The following is a 20,384-nucleotide window of genomic DNA, read 5'->3' on the forward strand; positions in this document are numbered from 1 at the left end:
CATTCATGCACGGTTCGTCCGATCCCACCCATATCGCCATCCAGGCGCGCAATGTCACCCTGTCGTTGGGCGGGACCGGAATATTGAAGGGCATCGACCTTTCGATCCTGCGCGGCGAGAGCGTTGCCATCCTGGGACGATCCGGGTCGGGCAAGTCGTCGCTGATGGCGATCCTGTCGGGGCTGGAGCGCGCGACGGGGGGAGAGGTGCGGGTCGCGGGGGTAGATTATGGCCCGCTGGACGAGGATGGGCTCGCGCGGGCCCGGCGGGGGCGGATAGGCATCGTCCTGCAAAGCTTTCACCTGCTGCCGACCATGACGGCGATCGAGAATGTCGCCGTGCCGCTGGAGCTTGCGGGCAAGGGTGATGCGTTCGACCGCGCGGCTGCGGAACTGGAGGCTGTCGGCCTTGGCCACAGGCTGCATCATTATCCGGCGCAGCTGTCCGGCGGCGAGCAGCAGCGGGTCGCCATCGCCCGCGCCGTCGCGCCCGGCCCTGAGATATTGTTCGCCGACGAGCCGACCGGCAATCTGGACGGGGGAACGAGCGGCGCGATCATCGACCTGCTGTTCGCGCGGCAGGCCGCCAACGGCGCAACTCTGGTCATCATTACCCATGATCCCACGCTGGCGGAGCGGTGCGACCGCATTGTCGAGATGCGCGACGGCCTGATCCTGACCCAAGGCCGGTCATGAGCCGGGGGCTTGGCTGGCGGGGTTGCTGGCGGATCGCCCGGCGTGACCTGCATCGCGGGCTGCGAGGATTGCGCCTGCTGTTCATCTGCCTTTTCCTGGGCGTCGCGACATTGGCGACGATCGGCAATCTGACCGCAGCGATCACGGGCGAGATCGCCAGCAAGGGGCAGTTGCTGCTGGGCGGCGACGTTGAAGTGGCCATGTCGCAGCGTGAAGCAAGCGCGGCGGAAAAGCAGGCCTTCCGCCGCGCCGGGCACCTTAGCGAAACCATCCGGCTCCGCGCCATGGCGCAACGGCCGGGCCAGGGCAGCGGCGGCGGCCCTGCGGCGGTGCTGACGGAATTGAAGGGCGTCGATCGACCTTATCCCCTCTACGGCACATTGATGTTGCGTGCGGGTCCGGCCGGGGCGCTCAAGGCCGGTGAACTGGTCATCGGACAGGCGCTGGCTGACCGGCTCGCCGTCCGGCCGGGCCAGTATCTGCGCTATGGCAGCGCTGATTTCCGCATCCGCGACATCATCGTGGATGAGCCCGACCGCGTGGGCGAAGGCTTTACCCTGGGGCCGGTGGCGATCACGTCGCTGGAAGGGCTGCGGCGCACGGGCCTGCTCCAGCCCGGAAGCCTTTATGAAAGCAAATATCGCATCCGGCTATCGCCCGGCACGGACGCCCGCGCCACGGGCGAGGCATTGAAGCGGGCTTTTCCGGCGGCCGGGCTGGAGATCAAGGACCGCGATCGCGCGGCGCCGGGGACGAGCCGCTTTTTCGAGCGGATGGGCCAGTTCCTCTCGCTCATCGGGCTCAGCGCCCTTGCCATTGCCGGGATCGGCGTGGGCAACGGCGTCACTTCCTATCTTGCGATGAAGCGCGACGGCATCGCGACGCTCAAGATATTGGGGGCGTCGTCGAGCGACATCACGCGCATCTACCTGATGCAGATCGGCGTGATCGCGCTGCTGGCGACAGGCTGCGGCCTGCTGGTGGGGGCGGGTCTTCCTGCGCTGCTGCTGATGGCGGTTGGCGGCCTGCTTCCCGTACAGCCTTCCTTCGCCTTGTCTCCCTGGCCGTTCCTTGTCAGCGCTGCCTATGGGCTGCTGGTCGCCTTCATCTTCATCATGCCGCCGCTGGCGCGTGCGCGGACGCTGCCTGCCGCGGCGCTGTTCCGGGAAACGGTCGACCGGCGGCGCGGGATGGACAGGGCGAGCACGATCGCCGTCGGGGTCGCGGCTCTGGCGGCGGTCATGCTCGCCCTTGGCACCGCGCGCGAGCCGCTATTCGCCGCATCGGTGCTGGGCGCTATCGGCGCGGCGCTGGCGATATTGCTGGGCATCGGCCTGATCGTCAGAAGGATCGCGCGGCGGATGCGCAGGCCCCGGACGCCGCTTCTGCGCCTCGCCATCGCCAACCTGCATCGCCCCGGCGCGCAGACGAGCGCGCTGGTGGTCGCGCTGGGGCTGGGCCTCACCCTCTTCGTCACGCTGGCGGCCATCCAGTCGAGCCTCAGCGCCGAAATCCGCAACACCGTTCCCCGCACGGCGCCGGACCAGTTCGTGCTCGACATCCCTGTCGATCAGAGGCCATCATTCCAGAATCTGGTCGCGCGTCATGCGCCGGGCGCGGAGGTCAACATCGTGCCCACGCTGCGCGGCACCATCATCGCCTATGGCGCGACGCGGGTCGCGGACCTGGAAGAATTGCCCAAGGATGCGTGGTTCCTGCGCGGTGAGCGGGGCGTCACCTACAGCGACAGCCTGCCTGAAGGGTCCGACCTGGTGGAGGGGCAATGGTGGCCGCGCGACTATAGCGGGCCGCCGCTCGTGTCGCTCGACCGGGAGGCGGCGAAAGTCATGGGCGTCGGCGTCGGCGACCGTCTGCTGGTATCAGTCCTGGGGCGCGAGATTGAAGCGCGCATCGCGTCGCTGCGGCAGGTGAATTGGGAGACGATGGGCTTCAACTATATCATGGTCTTCTCCCCCAACAGCCTGCGCGGCGCGCCCCACAGCCTGGCGGCGACGATCACCGCCGGGGCATCCAAGCCTTCGGAAGCAGGGCTGACCCGCGCCTTGCTCTCCGCCTTTCCGTCCATCTCGATCATCGAGGTGGGGGAAGTGGTAGGGCAGGTCACGCTGCTGCTGGGCCAGATGGCGACGGCGATCATCCTGGCGGGATCGGTCGCGATCCTGGCGGGCATAGCCGTGCTGATCGGCGCGATCGCCGCATCACGGCAGACCCGCGCCTATGACAGCGTGATCCTGAAGACGCTGGGCGCGACGCGCTGGCAGATATTGGGCAGCCAGGCGATCGAATATGCGCTGCTGGCGGCGATCCTGGCCTTCGTGGCCCTGGCGCTGGGACTTGGAGCGGCGTGGTTCGTGATCGTGCGGATATTCGAATTCACCTGGTCGCCGGACTGGATGCTGGTGGCGGGCACGCTGACGGCGGGCGGGGTGCTGACCCTGGCCATCGGCCTGCTGGGATCGATCCCGCTCATGTCCGTCCGCCCCGCACGCGCGCTGCGGTCGCTTTAATCGGGGATTTTTGGAGGCCCGAGCCGGAATCGAACCGGCGTATACGGATTTGCAGTCCGCTGCGTCACCACTCCGCCATCGGGCCTCGCCAAGTGGGACGCCGCAAATGTGCGGCTTTCGCTGCAAAGTCAAGCATGGCTCTTGCCAGCGATCCCAAGATTCTCGCTCCGCGGCGTGGAAAGCCGCTTGGCGTTGCCTGCATGCTGATTTAGAGGTCCGGTAATGTCAGCGCTGTATTGCTTTCACAATACAGTTGTGCAATCGAGGAAATATCGTGACCGAGCAGAATTTTTCATCGATGCGGGCCGCCATGGTCGAAAGCCAGCTTCGCACCAGCGATGTCGATGACCAGCGGGTGATCGCGGTGATGGCGCGGGTGCCGCGTGAGGAATTCGTTCCGGCTGAACGGCGCTTCATGGCTTATGTCGATCGCGCCATTCCGCTGCCGGGCGGCCGGGCGCTCAACCCGCCGCTGGCGACGGGCCGTCTGCTCAAGGAAGCGCAGGTGGAGCCGGGCGATCGCGTGCTGCTGATCGGCGCGGCGACGGGCTACAGCGCGGCGCTGCTGAAAGCGCTTGGCGCGCAGGTGACCGCGGTGGAAGAGGCCGACGGACCGGAGCCTGCCGGATTTGACGGCACGCTGGTGCGTGGACCGCTCAGGGATGGCGCGCCGGAGGGTGCGCCTTATGATCTTCTGTTTATCGATGGCGCGGTGGAGGAAGTGCCTGCCGCGCTCGTTGAGCAGCTTGCCGATGGCGCGCGGGTCGTGACGGGCATCGTAGAGCGCGGCGTCACGCGCCTGTGCAGCGGCCGCGTCGTCGGAGAGACATTGGGGCTGGCCAGCCTCACGGACGTGGAAATGGTGGTCCTGCCAGGTTTCGCTGCGCCGAAAGGTTTCGTTTTTTAACAGGTCGGGGGATCATGACGGCAAGGCAGGTCTTTTTACGGCGCTCCGCCGCGACGCTTCTGCTGCTCGTGTCCTCCGCCATGCCGGCCGTTGCGGGCGCGGAAACGCTCCAGGGCGCGCTAGCAAAGGCCTACCGCTCCAACCCCACATTGACGGGCGCGCGGGCGCAGCAGCGCGCCAATGATGAGAATGTGCCGATCCGCAAGGCGGATGGACGCCCGAATATTGATGTCGATGCACAATATCAGGAGCAGGTGGTAAAGCCGACTCGCGCCTTTCTGGCTCCAGACCGGCAGGTTAATGGAACCGCCAACCTCAATGTGCCCATTTATCAGGGCGGAGCAGTGCGGAACGGGGTCAAGGCGGCGAAAGTGCGGGCGGAAGGGGGGCGAGCAGACCTGCGCGGCACGGAGGCATCGATATTCTCACAGGTTGTCGCCGCCTACATGGATGTCATTCGCGACAGCGCGATCGTGTCGCTCAACATGGCGAATGTGAACGTGCTGGAGGTGAACCTTCAAGCCACCAACGACCGGTTCGAGGTGGGTGACCTTACCCGGACCGATGTAGCGCAGTCGGAATCGCGGCTGGCGCTGGCCCGGTCCGATCTTCAATCGGCGGAAGCGAACCTGATCGCCAGCCGGGAAAATTACATAGCGCTGGTCGGAACGCCGCCGGATGATCTGCAACCGCCGCCGCCGCTGCCGGGTCTTCCCGCATCGCCACAGACGGCGGTGCAAGTGGCGTTGACCGATAATCCCGATATTCTGTCAGCAAAGAAACTGCGCGAAGCCGCTCGCTATGATGTGCGCGTTGCGAAAGCGGGCGTGCTTCCGACGCTGTCCGGCTTTGCACAGGGCAGCTATACCCATTTTCTGGGCACGCTTCATGATGCGCCTGACCAGAATGGCGTGGTCCCGCCCGACCCCTCTCAGGTCAATACCCAAGTCGTGGCGGGAGCGAGGCTGACAATTCCCCTGTATCAAGGCGGACGCCCGGCGGCGCAAGTGCGTCAGAGCCAGGCGCTGGAAGCGCAAGCGATCGAACGGGAAATCGAGGCCGAACGCAGCGTGATCGCGCAAACCCGGTCCGCCTATGCGAGCTGGCAGGCGTCGCTCCAGACGATCCAGTCCAGCCAGAAAGCGGTTGAGGCCGCTAACCTGTCGCTGGAAGGGGTGCGGGCGGAAAACTCGGTGGGTAGCCGCACCATCCTGGACATTCTGAACGCGGAGCAGGAGGCGTTGAACGCCAAGGTGGAACTCGTGTCCGCGCGCCGGAACGCCTATGTCGCGGGGTTCAGCCTGCTGGCGGCGATGGGCCATGCCGAAGCGGATGATCTGAGCTTCGACACGGGCGCGCTTTATGACCCGATCGTCAATTACAAGCGGGTCGATGGCAAATGGTTCGATTGGGATTTTGATCCCGCGCCGCAACCTCAGGCGACGCGAACCGTTGACACACCGGCACAAAATGCCAATGTGCCTGCTGGATTGGCGCAGCAACCTTAGGACGATTGGGGACAATTCGTGGGTGACATGAGCAAGGAACCCTCGATGGAGGACATCCTCTCGTCCATCAAGCGCATCATCGCGGAAGAGGGTGAGGAAGCCGCGCAGTCCATGTCCCGCCGCGGCCGGGCCGAGGCGAAGCAGGCTCCAGCCGAGCAGCCGATGCCCGAAGAAGTGCTGGAACTGACCGACGAGGTCCATGTGGAGGAGCCGATGCCCGCCCATAAAGCTCCGCCCGCCGATGCCGTGTCCGCCGCCGCGCCGCCGCCGCAGAAGGATGAGTCCATCCTGTCGGTCGAAAGCGAAGTCGCCGCGCGCCATTCGCTTTCCGCTCTGTCGTCCATGCTCGTCACGCCCAGGGATGGGGAAGACAATACGCTGGACGGGCTGGTCCGGTCGATGTTGAAACCGATGCTCAAGGAATGGCTCGACGCGCGCCTGCCTGCGCTGGTCGAGGACATGGTCGCCAAGGAAATCGCCCGCATCACGGCGCGCTGATATTTCGTGAATTTGTAACATCTTTTTCGCAGGCGATGCTATCATCGGGCGGAAGGGGTGTTCCATGAAATCGATTTTAGCTGGTGGCGGGCTGCTGATCCTGGCGGCTTGTCCTGCTTTCGCGCGCGAACCTGTAGGGCCGACGCCCCGGGCCAGCCCAGGCAGCTGGTTCAGCGACAAGGATTATCCCACATCCGAAAGCGCGAAGGGGTCGAGTGGGACGGCTGCCTTCAATCTGCTGGTTCAGGAAGATGGGGCGTCAAGGATTGCCGCATCGTGCAGAGCAGCGGCTCCCCTGCGCTGGATGCGACGACTTGCGCCCTGTCAAGGAAAGGGCCTCCTTCTATCCCGCGCGGGACGGGAAGGGCCGGAAGATCGAATCCATCTATTCCGGGCGTATCACATGGCGCCTGCCAGCGGGTTCGGTGGTCCCGTTTCCCGAACCCCAGACGCTGATCATCACGGTCGACATCAGTAGCGAGGGAGTGGTGGAAAAATGCAGCAGCGTCAAATCTGGAGAGTTTGAGGTGCCTGTCGACCCGTGCATGCGTTATCCGGTGGGGCTTAAGGGGCGCGTCTATGCGGGGCCGGACGGCAAGCCCGTAGCGGCGCGCTATATCGAGCGGATCACGCACGAAATACAATCGCGGTAGGACCGGGAACGGCGCTATTTGATCTTCCCGCCCTTGCCGCTAAAGCGCCTCCCATGACCGAACTGCCCAAGACCTTCGACCCCGCTGAAATCGAATCCCGCTGGTATGCCCATTGGGAGCAGAATGGGCTGTTTCGCCCGGAACGGCCGGACGCGGAACCCTTCACCATCGTGAACCCGCCGCCGAACGTCACGGGCAGCCTGCACATCGGCCATGCGCTCGACAATACGTTGCAGGATATCGTTATCCGGTACGAGCGGCTACGCGGCAAGGATGCCTTGTGGGTGGTCGGCACGGACCATGCGGGCATCGCGACGCAGATGGTGGTCGAGCGGCAGATGGAGGCGCGACAGGACAAGCGCACCAACTATACGCGTGAGCAGTTCATCGAGAAGGTGTGGGAGTGGAAGGCGGAAAGCGGCGGCGCGATCACGCGGCAGCTGCGGCGCCTGGGCTGCTCGATGGACTGGGCCAATGAGCGCTTCACCATGGATGAGGGCTTTTCGCGCGCCGTCATCAAGGTGTTCGTCGAACTGCACCGGCGGGGCCTGCTTTATCGCGACAAGCGGCTGGTGAACTGGGACCCGCGTTTCCGCTCAGCCATCTCCGATCTTGAGGTCGAAACGCAGGAAGTGAAGGGCGGCTTCTGGCATTTCCGCTATCCCCTGGCCGATGGCGTTCGCCTCGCCGATGGAGCGGACCATATCGTGGTCGCGACCACGCGGCCCGAAACCATGCTGGCGGACATGGCGGTCGCGGTGCATCCCGAAGACCCGCGCTACAAGGACGTCATCGGCAAGGACATCCTCCAGCCGATCACCGGCCGCCGCTTCAAGGTGATAGGCGACGAACATGCCGACCCCGAACTGGGATCGGGCGCGGTCAAGATCACGCCGGGGCATGACTTCAACGATTTCGAAGTGGGCAAGCGGGCGGGCTTCCGTCCGGCGGAAATGCTCAATATGTTCGATGCCGACGCCAATGTGATCCAGACGGCGGACGGGCTGATCCCTGAACGGTTCCTGGGCCTGCACCGCTTCCGGCGCGACGGCGTGGACGGCGCGCGCGAACTGGTCGTGGCGGAGATGAAGGCGCTCGGCCTGCTGGTGCCGCATGTGTCGAAGAACAAGGATGGCGAGGAAATCCTGTCCGACGCGGAGCCGCGCACCATCCAGACGCCCTTTGGCGACCGTTCGGGTGTGGTGATCGAACCCTGGCTGACCGATCAATGGTATGTCGATGCGGAGAAGCTGGCGGTCGCGCCGATGCAGGCGGTGCGCGACGGGCGGATCGAGATCGTGCCCAGGACGTGGGAAAAGACCTTCTTCAACTGGATGGAAAATATCCAGCCCTGGTGCGTGTCGCGCCAGCTTTGGTGGGGGCATCGGATCCCGGCCTGGTATGACGAGGATGGCAATCCTTATGTCGCGGAAAGCGAGGAAGAGGCGCAGGCACTCGCCGGTAACAAGAAGCTGACGCGCGATCCCGATGTGCTCGACACCTGGTTCTCCTCCGCTCTGTGGCCCTTCGGCACGCTGGGCTGGCCGGAAGAGAGCGACACGCTCAAGCGCCATTATCCCAATGACCTGCTGATCTCCGGCTTTGACATCCTGTTCTTCTGGGATGCGCGCATGGCGATGCAGGGGCTGGAGTTCATGGGCGATGTGCCGTGGCGCAAGCTCTACCTCCACGGTCTCGTGCGCGCGGCGGACGGGCAGAAAATGTCCAAGTCCAAGGGCAATGTCGTCGATCCGCTGGGGCTGATCGACAGGTTCGGCGCCGACGCGCTGCGTTTCTTCATGGCGGCGATGGAAAGCCAGGGCCGCGACGTGAAGATGGATGAGAAGCGGGTCGAGGGCTATCGCAACTTCGCGACCAAGCTGTGGAACGCGGCCCGTTTCCTGCAAGCCAACGGCGTCGCCGGATCGGCCACCCACGAAGCGCCGCATGCGCAGGCGCCGGTCAACCGCTGGATCGTCGCAGAGACCGTTGCGACGGTGCAGGCGATCGACACCGCCATGGCCGAATTGCGCTTCGATGCGGCGGCCAACGCCATTTATCATTTCGTCTGGGACCAGTTTTGCGACTGGTATATCGAACTCAGCAAGGGGCAGATGGACGAGGAAACCCGCGCTGTCGCGGGATGGGCGTTCGACCAGATTCTGGTCATGCTGCACCCTTTCATGCCGTTCATTACCGAAGAGTTATGGCATGCCATGGGCGAGCGGGACTGCGACCTGATCGTCGCGCGCTGGCCGCAGGCTCTCTATGCCGTGGACAGCGAGGCGCAGGCGGAGATCGATTGGCTGATCCGCCTGATCAGCGCCATGCGCACCGCGCGGACCGAACTCAACGTGCCCCCCGGCGCGAAGCTGCGGGTCGTGGTCAGCGACGCGTCGGACGAAACACGCCGCCGGATAGACCGGCAAGGCGCTGCGCTCGCGCGGCTTGGGCGGGTCGAAAGCCTGTCCTTCGGTGAGGAGGTCACTGGCGGCGCGGCGCAGATCGTCGTCGATGAAGCGACCTTCATCCTTCCGCTGGAAGGGGTGATCGATATCGCGGCTGAAAAGGCGCGGCTCGCCAAGGCGCTGGCTGCTGCTGAAAAGGAGCGGGATGCGCTGGGCGGCCGCTTGTCGAACCCGGCTTTCGTGGAGAAGGCCAAGCCCGAAGCCGTCGCCAAGGCGCGCGAGGACCATGCGGAAAAGACGGCGGAGGCGGAAAAGTTGAAGGCGGCGCTGGACCGGCTCGCCTGATCCGCTACGGTCGGGCGACAGAACAGCGAAGGGGAGAAAAGCGTGGCGGCCGGCCAGAGGGATTTGACGCAGGGGCCGATCGGATCGACGCTGCTGCTTTTCGGCCTGCCCACGCTTGGGTCAAACATCCTCCAGTCGCTCAACGGGTCGATCAACACCATCTGGGTCGGCCGCTTCCTGGGGGAGCAGGCGGTGGCGGCGACGGCCAACGCCAACCTGATCATGTTCCTGATGTTCTCCATCGTTTTCGGCTTCGGCATGGCGTCGACCGTGCTGATCGCGCAGGCGACGGGAGCCAGGGACATCGACGCCGCGCGCCGCGCCTTCGGCTCGGCGGTGGGTTTCTGCTTCCTCTTCGCGCTGCTGGTCGCCACCGCCGGATGGATCGGCGCGCCCGCTCTGCTGCGCCTGCTCGCGACCCCGGCCGAAGCCTTCGACCTGGCGCTGGCCTATCTGCGCGTCATCTTCATTTCCATGCCCGCGACGCTGCTGAGCGTCATGATGACGATGGGAGTGCGCGGCACGGGGGACGCGCGCACGCCCTTTTACTTCATGCTGCTCAATGTCGGGCTGGACCTGATCCTCAACCCGGTGCTCATCCTGGGTCTGGGTCCAGCGCCAGCCTGGGGCATAGCGGGCTCCGCGGCGGCCACGGCCTTTGCGGGTTTCATCAGCTTCGCCGCGCTGGTCGCCTACACGTATAGCCGCGATCTGCCGCTGCGGCTGAGGGGAGCGGAGTGGAGCTATCTGCGCCCCGCCATGGCGCAGCTACGCATATTGGTGGTCAAGGGACTGCCCATGGGATTGCAGATGATCGTCGCTTCGGCATCGGGGCTGGTGATGATCGGGCTCGTCAATCGCGAAGGGCTGCTGGCGACGGCGGCCTATGGCGCGGCGCAGCAGCTCTGGTCCTATCTCCAGATGCCGTCCATGGCGATCGGCGGGGCGGTCAGCGCCATGGCGGCGCAGAATCTGGGGGCAGGACGCTGGGACCGGATAAGCAAGATCACGGCTTATGGCCTTGTCTATCTGGTCGGTTTCACCGGCCTGATGGTGGCGCTGATGCTGTGGTTCCACCATCCGCTGCTGGCGCTTTTCCTGGGCGACAAGAGCGCGGCCATCCCGCTTGCCTGGCGCATGCAGGTGATCGCGAGTTGGAGCTTCATCCTGTTCGGCGGGGCAATGATCTATTTCGGCATCATGCGCGCCAATGGCGTGGTGGTGCGGCCGCTGATCATCATGATCGTGGCGCTGTTCGGGGCGCGGCTGGGCTTTTATGCCGTCGCCTACCCGTATATGGGCGCGGATGCGCTGTGGTGGAGCTATCCCGCCGGGTCGCTGACGGCCCTGCTGCTCGCCGGATATTCCTATTATCGCGGCGATTGGCGCAGCGCGAAACTGATGGTGCCGCCCAGCGAGGAAGAGTGCATGGAAAACGTCAATTCCGAAGCGGAAGCCACGGGGCGGATCGCGCCGGTGGGCTGATCCGCCACCTGAAAGCTCAGCGGCCCTGGCTGCGCCAGCGCGTGATGGTGCGGTCCAGAATATCCGCTTCGCCGCCTGTTTCGCGCCATTGCTGCGTGAAGCTGGGGTCGCCCGACGCGGGACGCCGCGCTTCTTCCAGATTGTCGAGCGCCACGCGGATCGGTACGGCAACGCCTTCGCCGCAGATGATCGCTTCCCGGTTGCGCAGCGCCGGAATGGTATCGAGGAAACCGCGCGAGCCTTCGGGCATGGCGGCCTTCACGAATGCCTGGTCGCGATCATTGTTGAGGCGCATGGAAATGATGGTGCCGCATTGCGACAGCACGCCTTCGGCCAGGTCCGACGGCCGCTGGGTGATGAGGCCCAGCGAAACGCCATATTTGCGGCCTTCCTTTGCGATCCTTTCCAGGATGCGGCGAACCGCCTGGCCATTGCCGGTGGTGGAGGCGGGGATATAGCGATGCGCTTCCTCGCATACCAGCAGCAGCGGGCGCTGCGCTTCGTCCCGCGCCCAGATGGCATAGTCGAACACCAGCCGCGACAGAACCGAAACGACGACCGATGTGATGTCCGACGGCATCGCCGACACGTCGATGATGGAGATAGGCTTGCCGTTGGAGGGCAGGCGGAAGATCTTGGCAATGAACTCCTGCATGGTGTCGGCGACCAGCATGCCGGAGAACATAAAGCTGTAGCGCGGATCGGTCTTGATCTCGTCGATCTTGGTCTTGAGCCGCATATAGGGCAGGGCGCCGGTGCCCTTGTCCAGCTTCCCCATTTCATTTTGAAGGATGTTGGTGAGGTCGGACAGCATATAGGGGACGGGCGAATCCACTGTCAGCCTGCCGATGCTTTCGGCCAACCTGTTCTTCTGCCGCGCGGCAAGCAGACATTTGGCGAGGATGTCGCAATCGACGGTGCGGTCGGAGCCGGAGGAGGTCACGAAAACCTCGCAATGCTCCTCGAAATTCATCAGCCAATAGGGCAGGTTCAGGTTGCCCACGTCGAACACCGCGCCATTCTGGGCGAAGGCCGCGCCATATTCGCCATGCGGGTCGATCATGACGATATGGCCTTCGGGCGACAGGTCGCAGATGCGGTGCAGGATCAGGGCGGCGCTGGTCGACTTGCCGGTGCCGGTCGAGCCAAGCAGCGCGAAATGCTTGCCCAGCATCGCATCGACATAGAGCGCGGCGCGTGTGTCGGCGGTGGGGAAGACGGTGCCGATCTGCACATGCGGCCGGTCATCGGCGGCGTAGATCTGGCGCATGTCTTCGCTGGACAGCGGATGGATTTCGGTTCCGGGCGGAGGATAATGGGTGACGCCCCGGCGAAAGCGGCAGATGCGGCCCGTGACTTGTTCCTCATCCCCTTCGCCCAGAAAGTCGATGTCGGCGATGATCAGGCCGCTATTCTGCCGGTCCAGCGCCATGGACCGGACGCTGGCGATCAGCCAGGCCGCGCCCACGCGCATCTTCACCTGACTGCCCACCTGTCCCGCCATCGCTATGCAGGGATCGCCGTCCCGCGCCAGCGTCTGCACGCAGGCCGCGTCGATCAGCACCTTCGAACTGGAACCGGCGATTTGAAACACCTCGCCGATCGAGCCGGGCAGCGCCGCGGCCTGGGGTAGGGCGTCGGCGAATTCGGCTGCCGCAGGCATGAGACTCATAAGCGCTCCCGTTGCGCCGCCGGAACCAGCTTCAGGCAGCCGTCACCCTTTTTATCGCGCCAGTGGTAAAGAATATGCTTATGAGCGCCATCCGGCGTGATCAGGGCTCCGCCCGGCGCGTCAAACCGCCGCCCGATATGGCGCTGCCAAGTGCGGGACCATATCCATTCATGGGAAAGCGCCGCCAGCAATGGGGCATTTACACAGGATAGCTGCTTGCGCGAATTGATGAATGCCAGTGCGTCCCGCCGGTCCGATGCGATTTCCATTGCCCGCGTCATCTGCATATTGGGCGTCGTCTATGTTCATGCATGGACGGGACTGAACGGCCATGACCTGGAAATCGCGCGGGGAACGCCGCAGGAAAATCTGCGCTGGCTGCTGATGGAAATCTTCGGCCGCAGCGCCGTGCCCCTGCTGGGCATCATTTCCGGCTGGCTGGTGGGCGGATCGGCGCAGACGCTCGACTGGCCGCGCCACATCGCGCGCAAGGCGCGGACGATATTGCTGCCCATGGTCATGTGGAATGCGCTGGCGATTTTGTTCGTGTCGGGCGCGGCCTTGCTGTTGCATCTGCCAGCGCCGGTGCCTGTGTCGCTGGACTGGCTGGTGCAGGAGCTGTTCATCGTCAGCCGCAACCCGGACATCAATGTGCAGATGCCCTTCCTGCGGGACCTGTTCCTCTGCATGGTCGCTGCGCCGCTGCTCGTCCGCTTGCCTGGCGGGGCGCTACTAGGGGTGGCGGGCGCAGCCGCCTTTGCACAACTGATGGGATGGGGGCCGCCGGTGCTGATGCGCCCGGCGATCCTGTTCTTCTTCACTATCGGCATGATGGCGCGGCGGGGCGGCCTGGCGGACCGGGTGGCGGCGCTTTCCTGGCCCAGGGCGGCGATGCCCTTCCTCCTGCTGATGACCGTACAGCTTTACTTCTCGCTAAAGGCGGCGCCGGGCGCGGGGCTGGGCGTCGGCATGCTCGACCTGGCCGTGCGGGTGGCGGCCGCCACCTGTTTCTGGCGGTTGTCATGGGCGCTGGCGGCGAGCCCCGCGCGGGCGATGCTGTTGCGGATCGAGCCTTTCGCCTTCTTCCTCTTCTGCTCGCACCTCATCCTCATCTGGCTGGGCGGGCCGGTGCTGGGCGCGTTGTTCGGCAAGCTGGGGTCGCCGCTCTATCCTGCCTATCTGATCGTTCAGCCGCTGCTGGTGCTGATCGCGGTGCTGCTGCTTGGCTCGCTGCTGAACCGGGCCTGGCCGGGCCTTGCGGGCCTGTTGAGCGGCGGGCGATTGCGCGCGACAGCCTGAACGGGCCGCGCGCCTACTCGCCGGTAAGGCGCCGGATGGCAGCCATGGTGATGTCCAGGCTCCGCTTGCGCGCCTCGAAATCGTAGATCTGCCCGCCGATGATCAATTCATCGACGCCGGTGCGTTCAATGAAGGCGGCCAGATCGCGCTCCACCTCCGCTTGAGTGCCGATGCTGGTGGCGCTCCGTGCCGCCGCCATCTGGGCCTGAACGACCGGGGGAAGGCTGTCGAGATAGCCAGGAACCGGGGGCGGCAGCTTGCCCGGTTGCCCGGTGCGCAACTGCACGAACATTTGCTGCATCGATGTCGCCAGCAATTGCGCTTCGCCAAGATCATCGGCGGCGCAGACATTGTAACCAGCCATGACATAGGGGCGGTCTAGCTGCGCCGAGGGGCGGAAATCACGGCGATAGATGGCGATCGCCTCGTCCAGAGCCGCGGGCGCGAAGTGGGAGGCAAAGGCGTAGGGCAGGCCAAGCGCGGCGGCGAGCTGCGCGCCGTAGAGGCTTGATCCCAATATCCAGATCGGCACCTGTTCGCCCGCGCCTGGCGTCGCCTGAAATCCAAGGCGCGGGTCGCCTGCAAAATAGGCCTGCAATTCCATGACGTCGCGCGGGAACTCATCGGGTCCGCCGGACAAGCCGCGCCGGATCGCTTGCGCGACGCGCTGGTCGGAACCGGGCGCGCGGCCGAGGCCAAGGTCGATGCGGCCGGGAAACAGGGCGCTCAACGTGCCGAACTGCTCCGCGATCAGCAGCGGGGCATGGTTGGGCAGCATGATGCCGCCAGCACCGATGCGTATGCGGGACGTCGCCGCGCCGATATGCGCCAGGACGACGGACGTGGCCGCCGATGCGATGCCGGGCATGCCATGATGTTCGGCCACCCAATAACGGTGGAAGCCCAGCGCTTCGGCATGGGCGGCGAAGGCGGCGGACTGACGAAGCGCGGTGCCTGCTTCGCTGCCTTCGGTGACGGGGACAAGGTCCAGAACGGAAAAACGGATCATCGCCCGCATATGGGGGCATGATCCGTTTCGTTTCAATATGAAATGTGAGTCTGCGTCAGACGGAGCGTCCGAAGCCCTGCGGTCCCGCATCGGTGCGGCGGCCGAAGGCGGGCTGACGCCGCGCCACCAGCGGATTGGAATCGCGATCCAGCAACGCCATGGTTTCAGTGAAGCAGGGACGCAGCGCCACGACGATCTCAATCAGTTCGTCCGGGCCTTCCCGCGATTCCACGCAGCGGCGGGCGACCATTTCGATGCGTTCAGCCATGCTGCTCAGGCGATGGGCGCCGAACTGAGCCGATTCGCCCTTCAATGTATGGGCAGGCGTCACCAGCGCGACGGCATTGCGTTCGCGAATGGCCTGTTCGATCGCGCTGATCGCCTTTGCGCCATCTTCCCGAAAATAGCCGAGGATGCGGAGGAAGGCGCTGCCCAGCTCCGCCCGTGTTTTAGCAAACTCGTTCCAGTTTACCAGTTCCGCCTCTTGATAGGCCACCCGCGACACTCCCTGAATTTCTGCTCAGGATAAGTTGCGCGCGTAAACAGCCGGTTAAGCTGTTACGGTTCCAGCGTGATTTTTCCTTCAACCCTGCCGTTCCAGCCTGAAATGATGGCCGCCATTCGCCGTGAACGCCCAGCCTTGCTGCACGGCGAGCGCCTCCAGTTCGCCCGGCGCGACCGGATCGTCGGCTTCGATCGTCACGGCGCTCGCCGATCGCATGGCGCGCGCGGCGCGCAGGGCAGGCCAGGGGCATTTCATGCCGCGCGCGTCGATATGAAGCGCGTCACTTGCTGGCATAGGGGTTCTTCGCGCTTCGCAGCGTCAGCCGCACAGGCACCGCACCGAAGCCCAATTCCTTGCGGATGCCGTTCACCAGATAGCGGCGATAGCTTTCGGGCAGGTCCTCCAGCCGGGTCCCGAACAGGACAAATGTCGGCGGCCGGGTCTTGTTCTGCGTGATGTAGCGCAGCTTGATGCGCTTGCCGCCCGGCGCCGGGGGCGGGTTCGCTTCCAGCGCGCGCTCGAACCAGCGGTTGAGGATGCCGGTGGACACGCGCTGCGACCATGCCGTGCGCGTTTCGAAGGCGACGCGGATCAGGTCGTCCAGCCCTTTGCCGGTGGCGCCTGATACGGTCATGATCGGCACGCCGCGCACCTGGGCGAGGCCATCGGACAGCGCCTGCTTGATGCCCTGATAGAGCGCCGAGCCATTTTCCACCGTGTCCCATTTGTTGAGGCCGATGACGAGGGCGCGTCCTTCCTCCAGCACCTTGTCCGCGATGCGCAGGTCCTGTGCTTCCAGCCCGCGCGTCGCGTCGAGCAGCAGTACGACGACTTCGGCGAAGTTGACGGCGTTGAGGCCATCTGAAACCGCCAGCTTTTCCAGCTTGTCCTGCACCTTGGCGCGCTTGCGCATGCCCGCCGTGTCGATCAGGCGGACCGGGCGTTCCTCGCCCTCCCGGCTGGTCCATGTCCAGTCAACGGCGATGCTGTCGCGGGTTATGCCCGCCTCCGGCCCGGTCAGCAGCCGGTTTTCGCCCAGCAGCCGGTTGATGAGTGTCGATTTGCCTGCATTCGGGCGGCCGACGATCGCCAGCTTGAGCGGCGCGGCTTCCAGGTCGGCTTCGCTCGGTTCGGCTTCCTCCTCTTCCTCTTCCTCGCGGTCGATATAGGGCAGCAGCGCCTGGAACAGGTCGGCCAGGCCCTGGCCATGTTCGGCCGACAGGGGCACTGGTTCGCCAAGGCCCAGGCTGAACGCTTCCATCACGCCGTCCGCGCCCGTTTTGCCCTCCGCCTTGTTGGCGACCAGCACCACGGGGGCGTCGCCTTCGCGCAGCCAGCGGGCGATTTCCTCGTCCAGCGGGGTGATGCCCGCGCGGGCGTCGATCAGGAACAGCGCGACATCGGCGCTTTCGACCGCCGCCTGCGTCTGCAACCGCATGCGGCCGGGCAGGGTCTGCGGATCTTCATCCTCATAGCCCGCCGTGTCGATGATGGTGAAATCGACGCCCAGCAGGTTCGCCTGCCCCTCCCGCCGGTCGCGCGTCACGCCGGGCTGATCATCGACCAGCGCCAGCTTCTTGCCGACGAGGCGGTTGAAGAGGGTGGACTTGCCCACATTGGGCCGCCCTACAATGGCAACTGTGGGCAGCATAAAGCCCTATTCCTTAAAATATGAGTGCTCCTGCGCAGGCTGGAGCCCAGTTCCGTCGCTTGGACCGGGCTCCAGCCTGCGCAGGAGCACATTATCTAACATTATCAGCGGAGTCAGCGAAACGCCGTCAGTTTCCCGTCATCCGCCAGGATGTACAGCATGTTGTTGGCGACAACGGGCGAAAGCGACATGGAACGGTCCATGTCGACGGCGGCCTGCACCGTTCCCGTCGCCGGATCGACATAGTTGAGGTCGCCATGCGTCGATACCAGGATCAGGCGGCCGCCAGCGAGCACAGGTCCGGTCCAGCGGATCGCGTTGGTCTTCTTCTTTTCCTTTTCCCAGCGGCGAAGCTGGCTGATCCAGCGGATCTTGCCGGTGGCGCGGGCGACGCAGAGCAGCTTTGCGTCGCTGGTCACGACGAACACCCATTCGCCCACCACCCAGGGGGTGGAGATGCCCGCGATATTGATTTCCCACAGGCGCTGGCCGCTGACCAGTTCATAGGACGCCATGCGGCCGCCCTGGCCGATGGCGAACACGCGCCCGCGATCGATCACCGGATCGGCGTCGATGTCGGTCAGTGTCGCCACGGCGGTGGAGATGCTGGTCCGCGACAGGGCGTCGCCCCACAAGGTCCGGCCATTTTCGTAGCGATAGGCGGTCAGTTCGCCCGAGCTGTATCCGGCGATCACCGTGCCTTGCGCAGCAGCGGGCGCCGCGACGCCAAAAACGCCGGTGACTTGCAGCGTGCCGCTGTCCGTCCACTGCACCTCGCCATCGCTCTGGTTCAGGGCGAAGATCTGGTTGTCCTGCCCCATCACATAGACATGGCCGTTGGCAAGGGTCGGCGCGCCGCGTAGCGGGCCGCCGGGGCGCTTTTTCCACAGGATCGAGCCATTGGCGGCGTTGAGCGCGGCGACATCGCCCACGCCCGTGCTGGCATAGACCTTGTCATCCACCACGCTGACGCCGCCGCCGAACAGCGCGCGTCCGCTGCCTTCGGCAGGCAGGGCGGTCTGCCACAGCTTGGCCCCGCTGTTGGCGTCGAAGGCGATGACATGCGCGGCCGCGTCGATCACATAAAGCTTGCTATTGGCGACGACCGGGGCGGAGGCCAGGCGCGCGCGCGGCGTGCTGCCTTCGATCGAGGCGGTCCAGGCAGTCCGCGGAGACGCGCTGAGCGCCAGATGGCCCATCGCCTTGGAACTGTTGCCCGCCGGTTGCGTCCAGTCGGGGTTGGCCACCGCTTCGGGCAGCGTGACCGGCACGTCGGCCAGCGCCGGATCGACCTCGATCCCCTGCTCATTGGTCAGGATCGACACGCGGTTGCCGACCACCGGCGTCTTGGGTCCGCCCTTCTTGCCGCCGATGATGCCGCAGCCTGCCAGCAGCGCAACCATTGCGGCCATCGTCACGGCGCGGCGCGTGCCCGCGAATTTCGTCATGCTGTGCATCCCCATGCGCTTTTTTCCGTTATTCCTGTCCCGGAACGGCCGGTATTTCGACCGCGTCCACCCCCAATAAGCCCGCCATCTGTCGCGCGCGTGAACGGATCGACTGTGGCACGCTGTCATCCTTGGCCATGGCAGCGAACATCGGCCCGGCAAGGTCGGGCTTACGCATCTTCATATAGGCTATGGCGACCATCTCGCCCGCGCTGCCGAACCAGGGCGCGCCTTCGACCGCGAGGGGTTTCAGCCGGTCGACGACCTGCTGCGGCTTGAGCGCTTCAAACTCCAGCGCCGTCTGCCTGATGAGGGCGAGGTCGCGATAGGGCTTGTCCAGCTTGCTGTCGGCGACCATCGCCTTATAGGCGGCGATCGCGGCCTTGGCGTCGCCCTTCTGGGAAGCAACGCCAGCCTTCACCAGCAAGGCCGAAGCGCGGAAGCCCGGCTGGCTGGCGTTGGTCAGCGCCTCAAGCTGCTTGGCATCCGGCGTGCCGCCCCCTGCGGCCGCCGTGATCACCTTGTCCATCTCTTCGGACACGGCCTGCGACTGCGTCTTGCTGTGATGCTGCCAGTAAAGCCAGCCAGCGAACGCCGCCAGGCCGACGACGACGGCGATGACGATCCACCGGCCGAAGCGCTGCCAGAATGACAGCAACTGGTCCTGGCGCACCGCCTCATCGACTTCGCGCATGAACACTTCGCTATTTTGCGGCGTCAGGGCCACATCAGTCTCCAGATACGTCAGAAAAGGCAGGCGGAAGGCGCGATCAATAGCGGGGGCGCGGCCACACGCAAATCACTTTTTGGGGCGATAGACCTGATCTTCGGTCGGAAAGCTGCGGCTGCGCACGTCGGCGGCATAACGCTCCGCCGCGCCGCTGATGGTTTCGGCTATGTTTTCATAGCGTTTGACGAAGCGCGGCGTGCGTTCGAACATGCCCAGCATGTCTTCGGCCACCAGCACCTGCCCGTCGCAATGGGCCGATGCGCCGATGCCGATGACGGGGATGTCGATCCCGTTGGTGATCTCCACCGCCAGATCCTCCATCACGCCCTCCAGCACCAGGGCGAAGGCTCCGGCATTCGCCACGGCCCTGGCGTCGTCCATGATGCGGGCATGTTCTTCCAGGCTCTTGCCGCGCGCGCCATAGCCGCCCAGCGCGTTGACCGCCTGCGGGGTCAGGCCGACATGCGCCATGACGGGGATGCCCCGGCGGGTGAGGAAGCTGATGGTTTCCACCATCGCCTGCCCGCCTTCCAGCTTGACGGCGGCGCAGCCCGTTTCGGCCATGACGCGGCTGGCGCTGGCGAAGGCCTGGGCAGGGGAGGCTTCATAGCTGCCGAAGGGCATGTCGACCAGGACGACGCTGTGATAGCTGCCGCGCACCACGGCAGCGCCATGGGCGATCATCATGTCCAGCGTCACCGGCAGGGTGGATGGCAGGCCGTAAATCACCTGGCCCAGCGAATCGCCGACCAGCAGCATGTCGCAATGCGGGTCCAGCAATTGCGCCTGACGGGCGGTGTAGGCCGTCAACATCACCAGCGGTTCGGCCGTCTTGCCTTCGACCTTGCGCCGCTGGATCGCGGGGACGGTCAGCCGCTTCATCGGCGCGGGCGTGGGATTGGCGCGGCTGGTTGACGTGTCGAGCGTGAAGGTGGTGGACATGACCTTGCGCTCTACCCCACTCGCCGGATCGGCGCAAATCATGCGGGATCAAGGGCTGCGGAAGGAAAAAATGCGGGAGCGACGGGCCTGTGCCGCTCCCG

Annotated in this window: 17 protein-coding genes and 1 tRNA gene; 9 read left to right on the forward strand and 9 right to left on the reverse strand. The window is 65.1% G+C overall.

Annotated features, from left to right (window positions below; translation table 11 throughout):
* Window positions 1–5 precede the first annotated feature (5 nt).
* Both L288_RS28410 and L288_RS28415 read left to right on the forward strand, forming a co-directional pair.
* Window positions 6–695 (forward strand): ABC transporter ATP-binding protein, encoded by a 690-nt coding sequence (locus tag L288_RS28410; RefSeq protein ID WP_021237565.1) that lies wholly within the window; start codon window positions 6–8, stop codon window positions 693–695.
* The gene (locus L288_RS28415; protein WP_021237566.1) at window positions 692–3,223 is read left to right on the forward strand and encodes an ABC transporter permease; all 2,532 of its coding nucleotides are present in this window, start codon (window positions 692–694) and stop codon (window positions 3,221–3,223) included. The genes L288_RS28410 and L288_RS28415 overlap by 4 nt, the downstream gene beginning before the upstream one ends.
* Before the next feature lie 11 nt (window positions 3,224–3,234).
* Here L288_RS28415 and L288_RS28420 read toward each other — a convergent pair.
* Window positions 3,235–3,308 (reverse strand) — tRNA-Cys (locus L288_RS28420).
* A 189-nt stretch (window positions 3,309–3,497) separates the two neighbouring features.
* Here L288_RS28420 and L288_RS28425 point away from each other — a divergent pair.
* The 6 genes from L288_RS28425 (at window position 3,498) to L288_RS28450 (ending at window position 11,027) form a co-directional block, all read left to right on the forward strand.
* A complete protein-coding gene (locus tag L288_RS28425; RefSeq protein ID WP_021237567.1) occupies window positions 3,498–4,130 on the forward strand; it encodes a protein-L-isoaspartate O-methyltransferase family protein in 633 nt (210 codons plus the stop codon).
* Window positions 4,131–4,144: 14 nt separating this feature from the next.
* Window positions 4,145–5,638, forward strand: a complete 1,494-nt coding sequence (locus L288_RS28430; protein WP_021237568.1) for a TolC family outer membrane protein — start codon at window positions 4,145–4,147, stop codon at window positions 5,636–5,638.
* 18 nt (window positions 5,639–5,656) lie between these two features.
* Entirely contained in the window at window positions 5,657–6,136 is a 480-nt protein-coding gene (locus L288_RS28435; protein ID WP_031304101.1) for a DUF2497 domain-containing protein, read from the forward strand.
* A 314-nt stretch (window positions 6,137–6,450) separates the two neighbouring features.
* Window positions 6,451–6,789 carry a hypothetical protein gene (locus L288_RS28440; RefSeq protein WP_021237570.1) on the forward strand — a complete coding sequence of 113 codons (339 nt, stop codon included), beginning with the start codon at window positions 6,451–6,453 and terminating at the stop codon, window positions 6,787–6,789.
* A 53-nt stretch (window positions 6,790–6,842) separates the two neighbouring features.
* Entirely contained in the window at window positions 6,843–9,542 is a 2,700-nt protein-coding gene (locus L288_RS28445) for a valine--tRNA ligase (protein ID WP_021237571.1), read from the forward strand.
* 42 nt (window positions 9,543–9,584) lie between these two features.
* Window positions 9,585–11,027, forward strand: a complete 1,443-nt coding sequence (locus L288_RS28450; RefSeq protein ID WP_021237572.1) for an MATE family efflux transporter — start codon at window positions 9,585–9,587, stop codon at window positions 11,025–11,027.
* A gap of 16 nt (window positions 11,028–11,043) precedes the next feature.
* Here L288_RS28450 and L288_RS28455 read toward each other — a convergent pair whose 3' ends face one another.
* The gene (locus L288_RS28455; protein ID WP_408020491.1) at window positions 11,044–12,690 is read right to left on the reverse strand and encodes an ATP-binding protein; all 1,647 of its coding nucleotides are present in this window, start codon (window positions 12,688–12,690) and stop codon (window positions 11,044–11,046) included.
* A gap of 225 nt (window positions 12,691–12,915) precedes the next feature.
* Between L288_RS28455 and L288_RS28460 the strand changes: the two genes are divergently transcribed.
* Window positions 12,916–13,998, forward strand: a complete 1,083-nt coding sequence (locus L288_RS28460) for an acyltransferase family protein (protein ID WP_031304104.1) — start codon at window positions 12,916–12,918, stop codon at window positions 13,996–13,998.
* Between the two features lie 13 nt (window positions 13,999–14,011).
* Here the strand turns inward: L288_RS28460 and L288_RS28465 are convergent, their stop codons facing one another.
* The 7 genes from L288_RS28465 to panB all read right to left on the reverse strand — a co-directional run bounded on the left by L288_RS28465 (window position 14,012) and on the right by panB (window position 20,283).
* Window positions 14,012–15,007, reverse strand: coding sequence for an LLM class flavin-dependent oxidoreductase (locus tag L288_RS28465; protein ID WP_031304106.1), 996 nt, complete (start codon window positions 15,005–15,007; stop codon window positions 14,012–14,014).
* Window positions 15,008–15,062: 55 nt separating this feature from the next.
* Window positions 15,063–15,503 (reverse strand): Hpt domain-containing protein, encoded by a 441-nt coding sequence (locus tag L288_RS28470; protein WP_021237577.1) that lies wholly within the window; start codon window positions 15,501–15,503, stop codon window positions 15,063–15,065.
* A gap of 87 nt (window positions 15,504–15,590) precedes the next feature.
* The gene (locus L288_RS28475) at window positions 15,591–15,806 is read right to left on the reverse strand and encodes a sulfurtransferase TusA family protein (protein ID WP_021237578.1); all 216 of its coding nucleotides are present in this window, start codon (window positions 15,804–15,806) and stop codon (window positions 15,591–15,593) included.
* A complete protein-coding gene (gene der, locus L288_RS28480) occupies window positions 15,793–17,163 on the reverse strand; it encodes a ribosome biogenesis GTPase Der (protein ID WP_021237579.1) in 1,371 nt (456 codons plus the stop codon). Before der ends, L288_RS28475 begins: the two co-directional genes overlap by 14 nt.
* 113 nt (window positions 17,164–17,276) lie before the next feature.
* The gene (locus L288_RS28485; RefSeq protein WP_021237580.1) at window positions 17,277–18,626 is read right to left on the reverse strand and encodes an outer membrane protein assembly factor BamB family protein; all 1,350 of its coding nucleotides are present in this window, start codon (window positions 18,624–18,626) and stop codon (window positions 17,277–17,279) included.
* Between the two features lie 13 nt (window positions 18,627–18,639).
* Window positions 18,640–19,338: a tetratricopeptide repeat protein gene (locus tag L288_RS28490; RefSeq protein WP_021237581.1), complete on the reverse strand. Its 699-nt coding sequence runs from the start codon at window positions 19,336–19,338 to the stop codon at window positions 18,640–18,642.
* 72 nt (window positions 19,339–19,410) lie between these two features.
* On the reverse strand, window positions 19,411–20,283 hold the full coding sequence (panB, locus tag L288_RS28495; RefSeq protein ID WP_021237582.1) for a 3-methyl-2-oxobutanoate hydroxymethyltransferase: 873 nt from the start codon (window positions 20,281–20,283) through the stop codon (window positions 19,411–19,413).
* Window positions 20,284–20,384: the final 101 nt, after the last annotated feature.

Origin of the sequence: Sphingobium quisquiliarum P25 (assembly GCF_000445065.1) — a bacterium.
In the GTDB taxonomy this organism is placed as follows: Bacteria; Pseudomonadota; Alphaproteobacteria; order Sphingomonadales; family Sphingomonadaceae; genus Sphingobium; species Sphingobium quisquiliarum.

Bases quoted from the DNA above. Each gene is read 5' to 3' on its own strand.
- L288_RS28465 (WP_031304106.1), bottom strand. From the start codon at position 15,007: ATGATCCGTTTTTCCGTTCTGGACCTTGTCCCCGTCACCGAAGGCAGC.
- panB (WP_021237582.1), bottom strand. From the start codon at position 20,283: ATGTCCACCACCTTCACGCTCGACACGTCAACCAGCCGCGCCAATCCC.
- L288_RS28430 (WP_021237568.1), top strand. From the start codon at position 4,145: ATGACGGCAAGGCAGGTCTTTTTACGGCGCTCCGCCGCGACGCTTCTG.
- L288_RS28455 (WP_408020491.1), bottom strand. From the start codon at position 12,690: ATGCCTGCGGCAGCCGAATTCGCCGACGCCCTACCCCAGGCCGCGGCG.
- der (WP_021237579.1), bottom strand. From the start codon at position 17,163: ATGCTGCCCACAGTTGCCATTGTAGGGCGGCCCAATGTGGGCAAGTCC.
- L288_RS28415 (WP_021237566.1), top strand. From the start codon at position 692: ATGAGCCGGGGGCTTGGCTGGCGGGGTTGCTGGCGGATCGCCCGGCGT.
- L288_RS28410 (WP_021237565.1), top strand. From the start codon at position 6: ATGCACGGTTCGTCCGATCCCACCCATATCGCCATCCAGGCGCGCAAT.
- L288_RS28485 (WP_021237580.1), bottom strand. From the start codon at position 18,626: ATGGGGATGCACAGCATGACGAAATTCGCGGGCACGCGCCGCGCCGTG.
- L288_RS28445 (WP_021237571.1), top strand. From the start codon at position 6,843: ATGACCGAACTGCCCAAGACCTTCGACCCCGCTGAAATCGAATCCCGC.
- L288_RS28475 (WP_021237578.1), bottom strand. From the start codon at position 15,806: ATGCCAGCAAGTGACGCGCTTCATATCGACGCGCGCGGCATGAAATGC.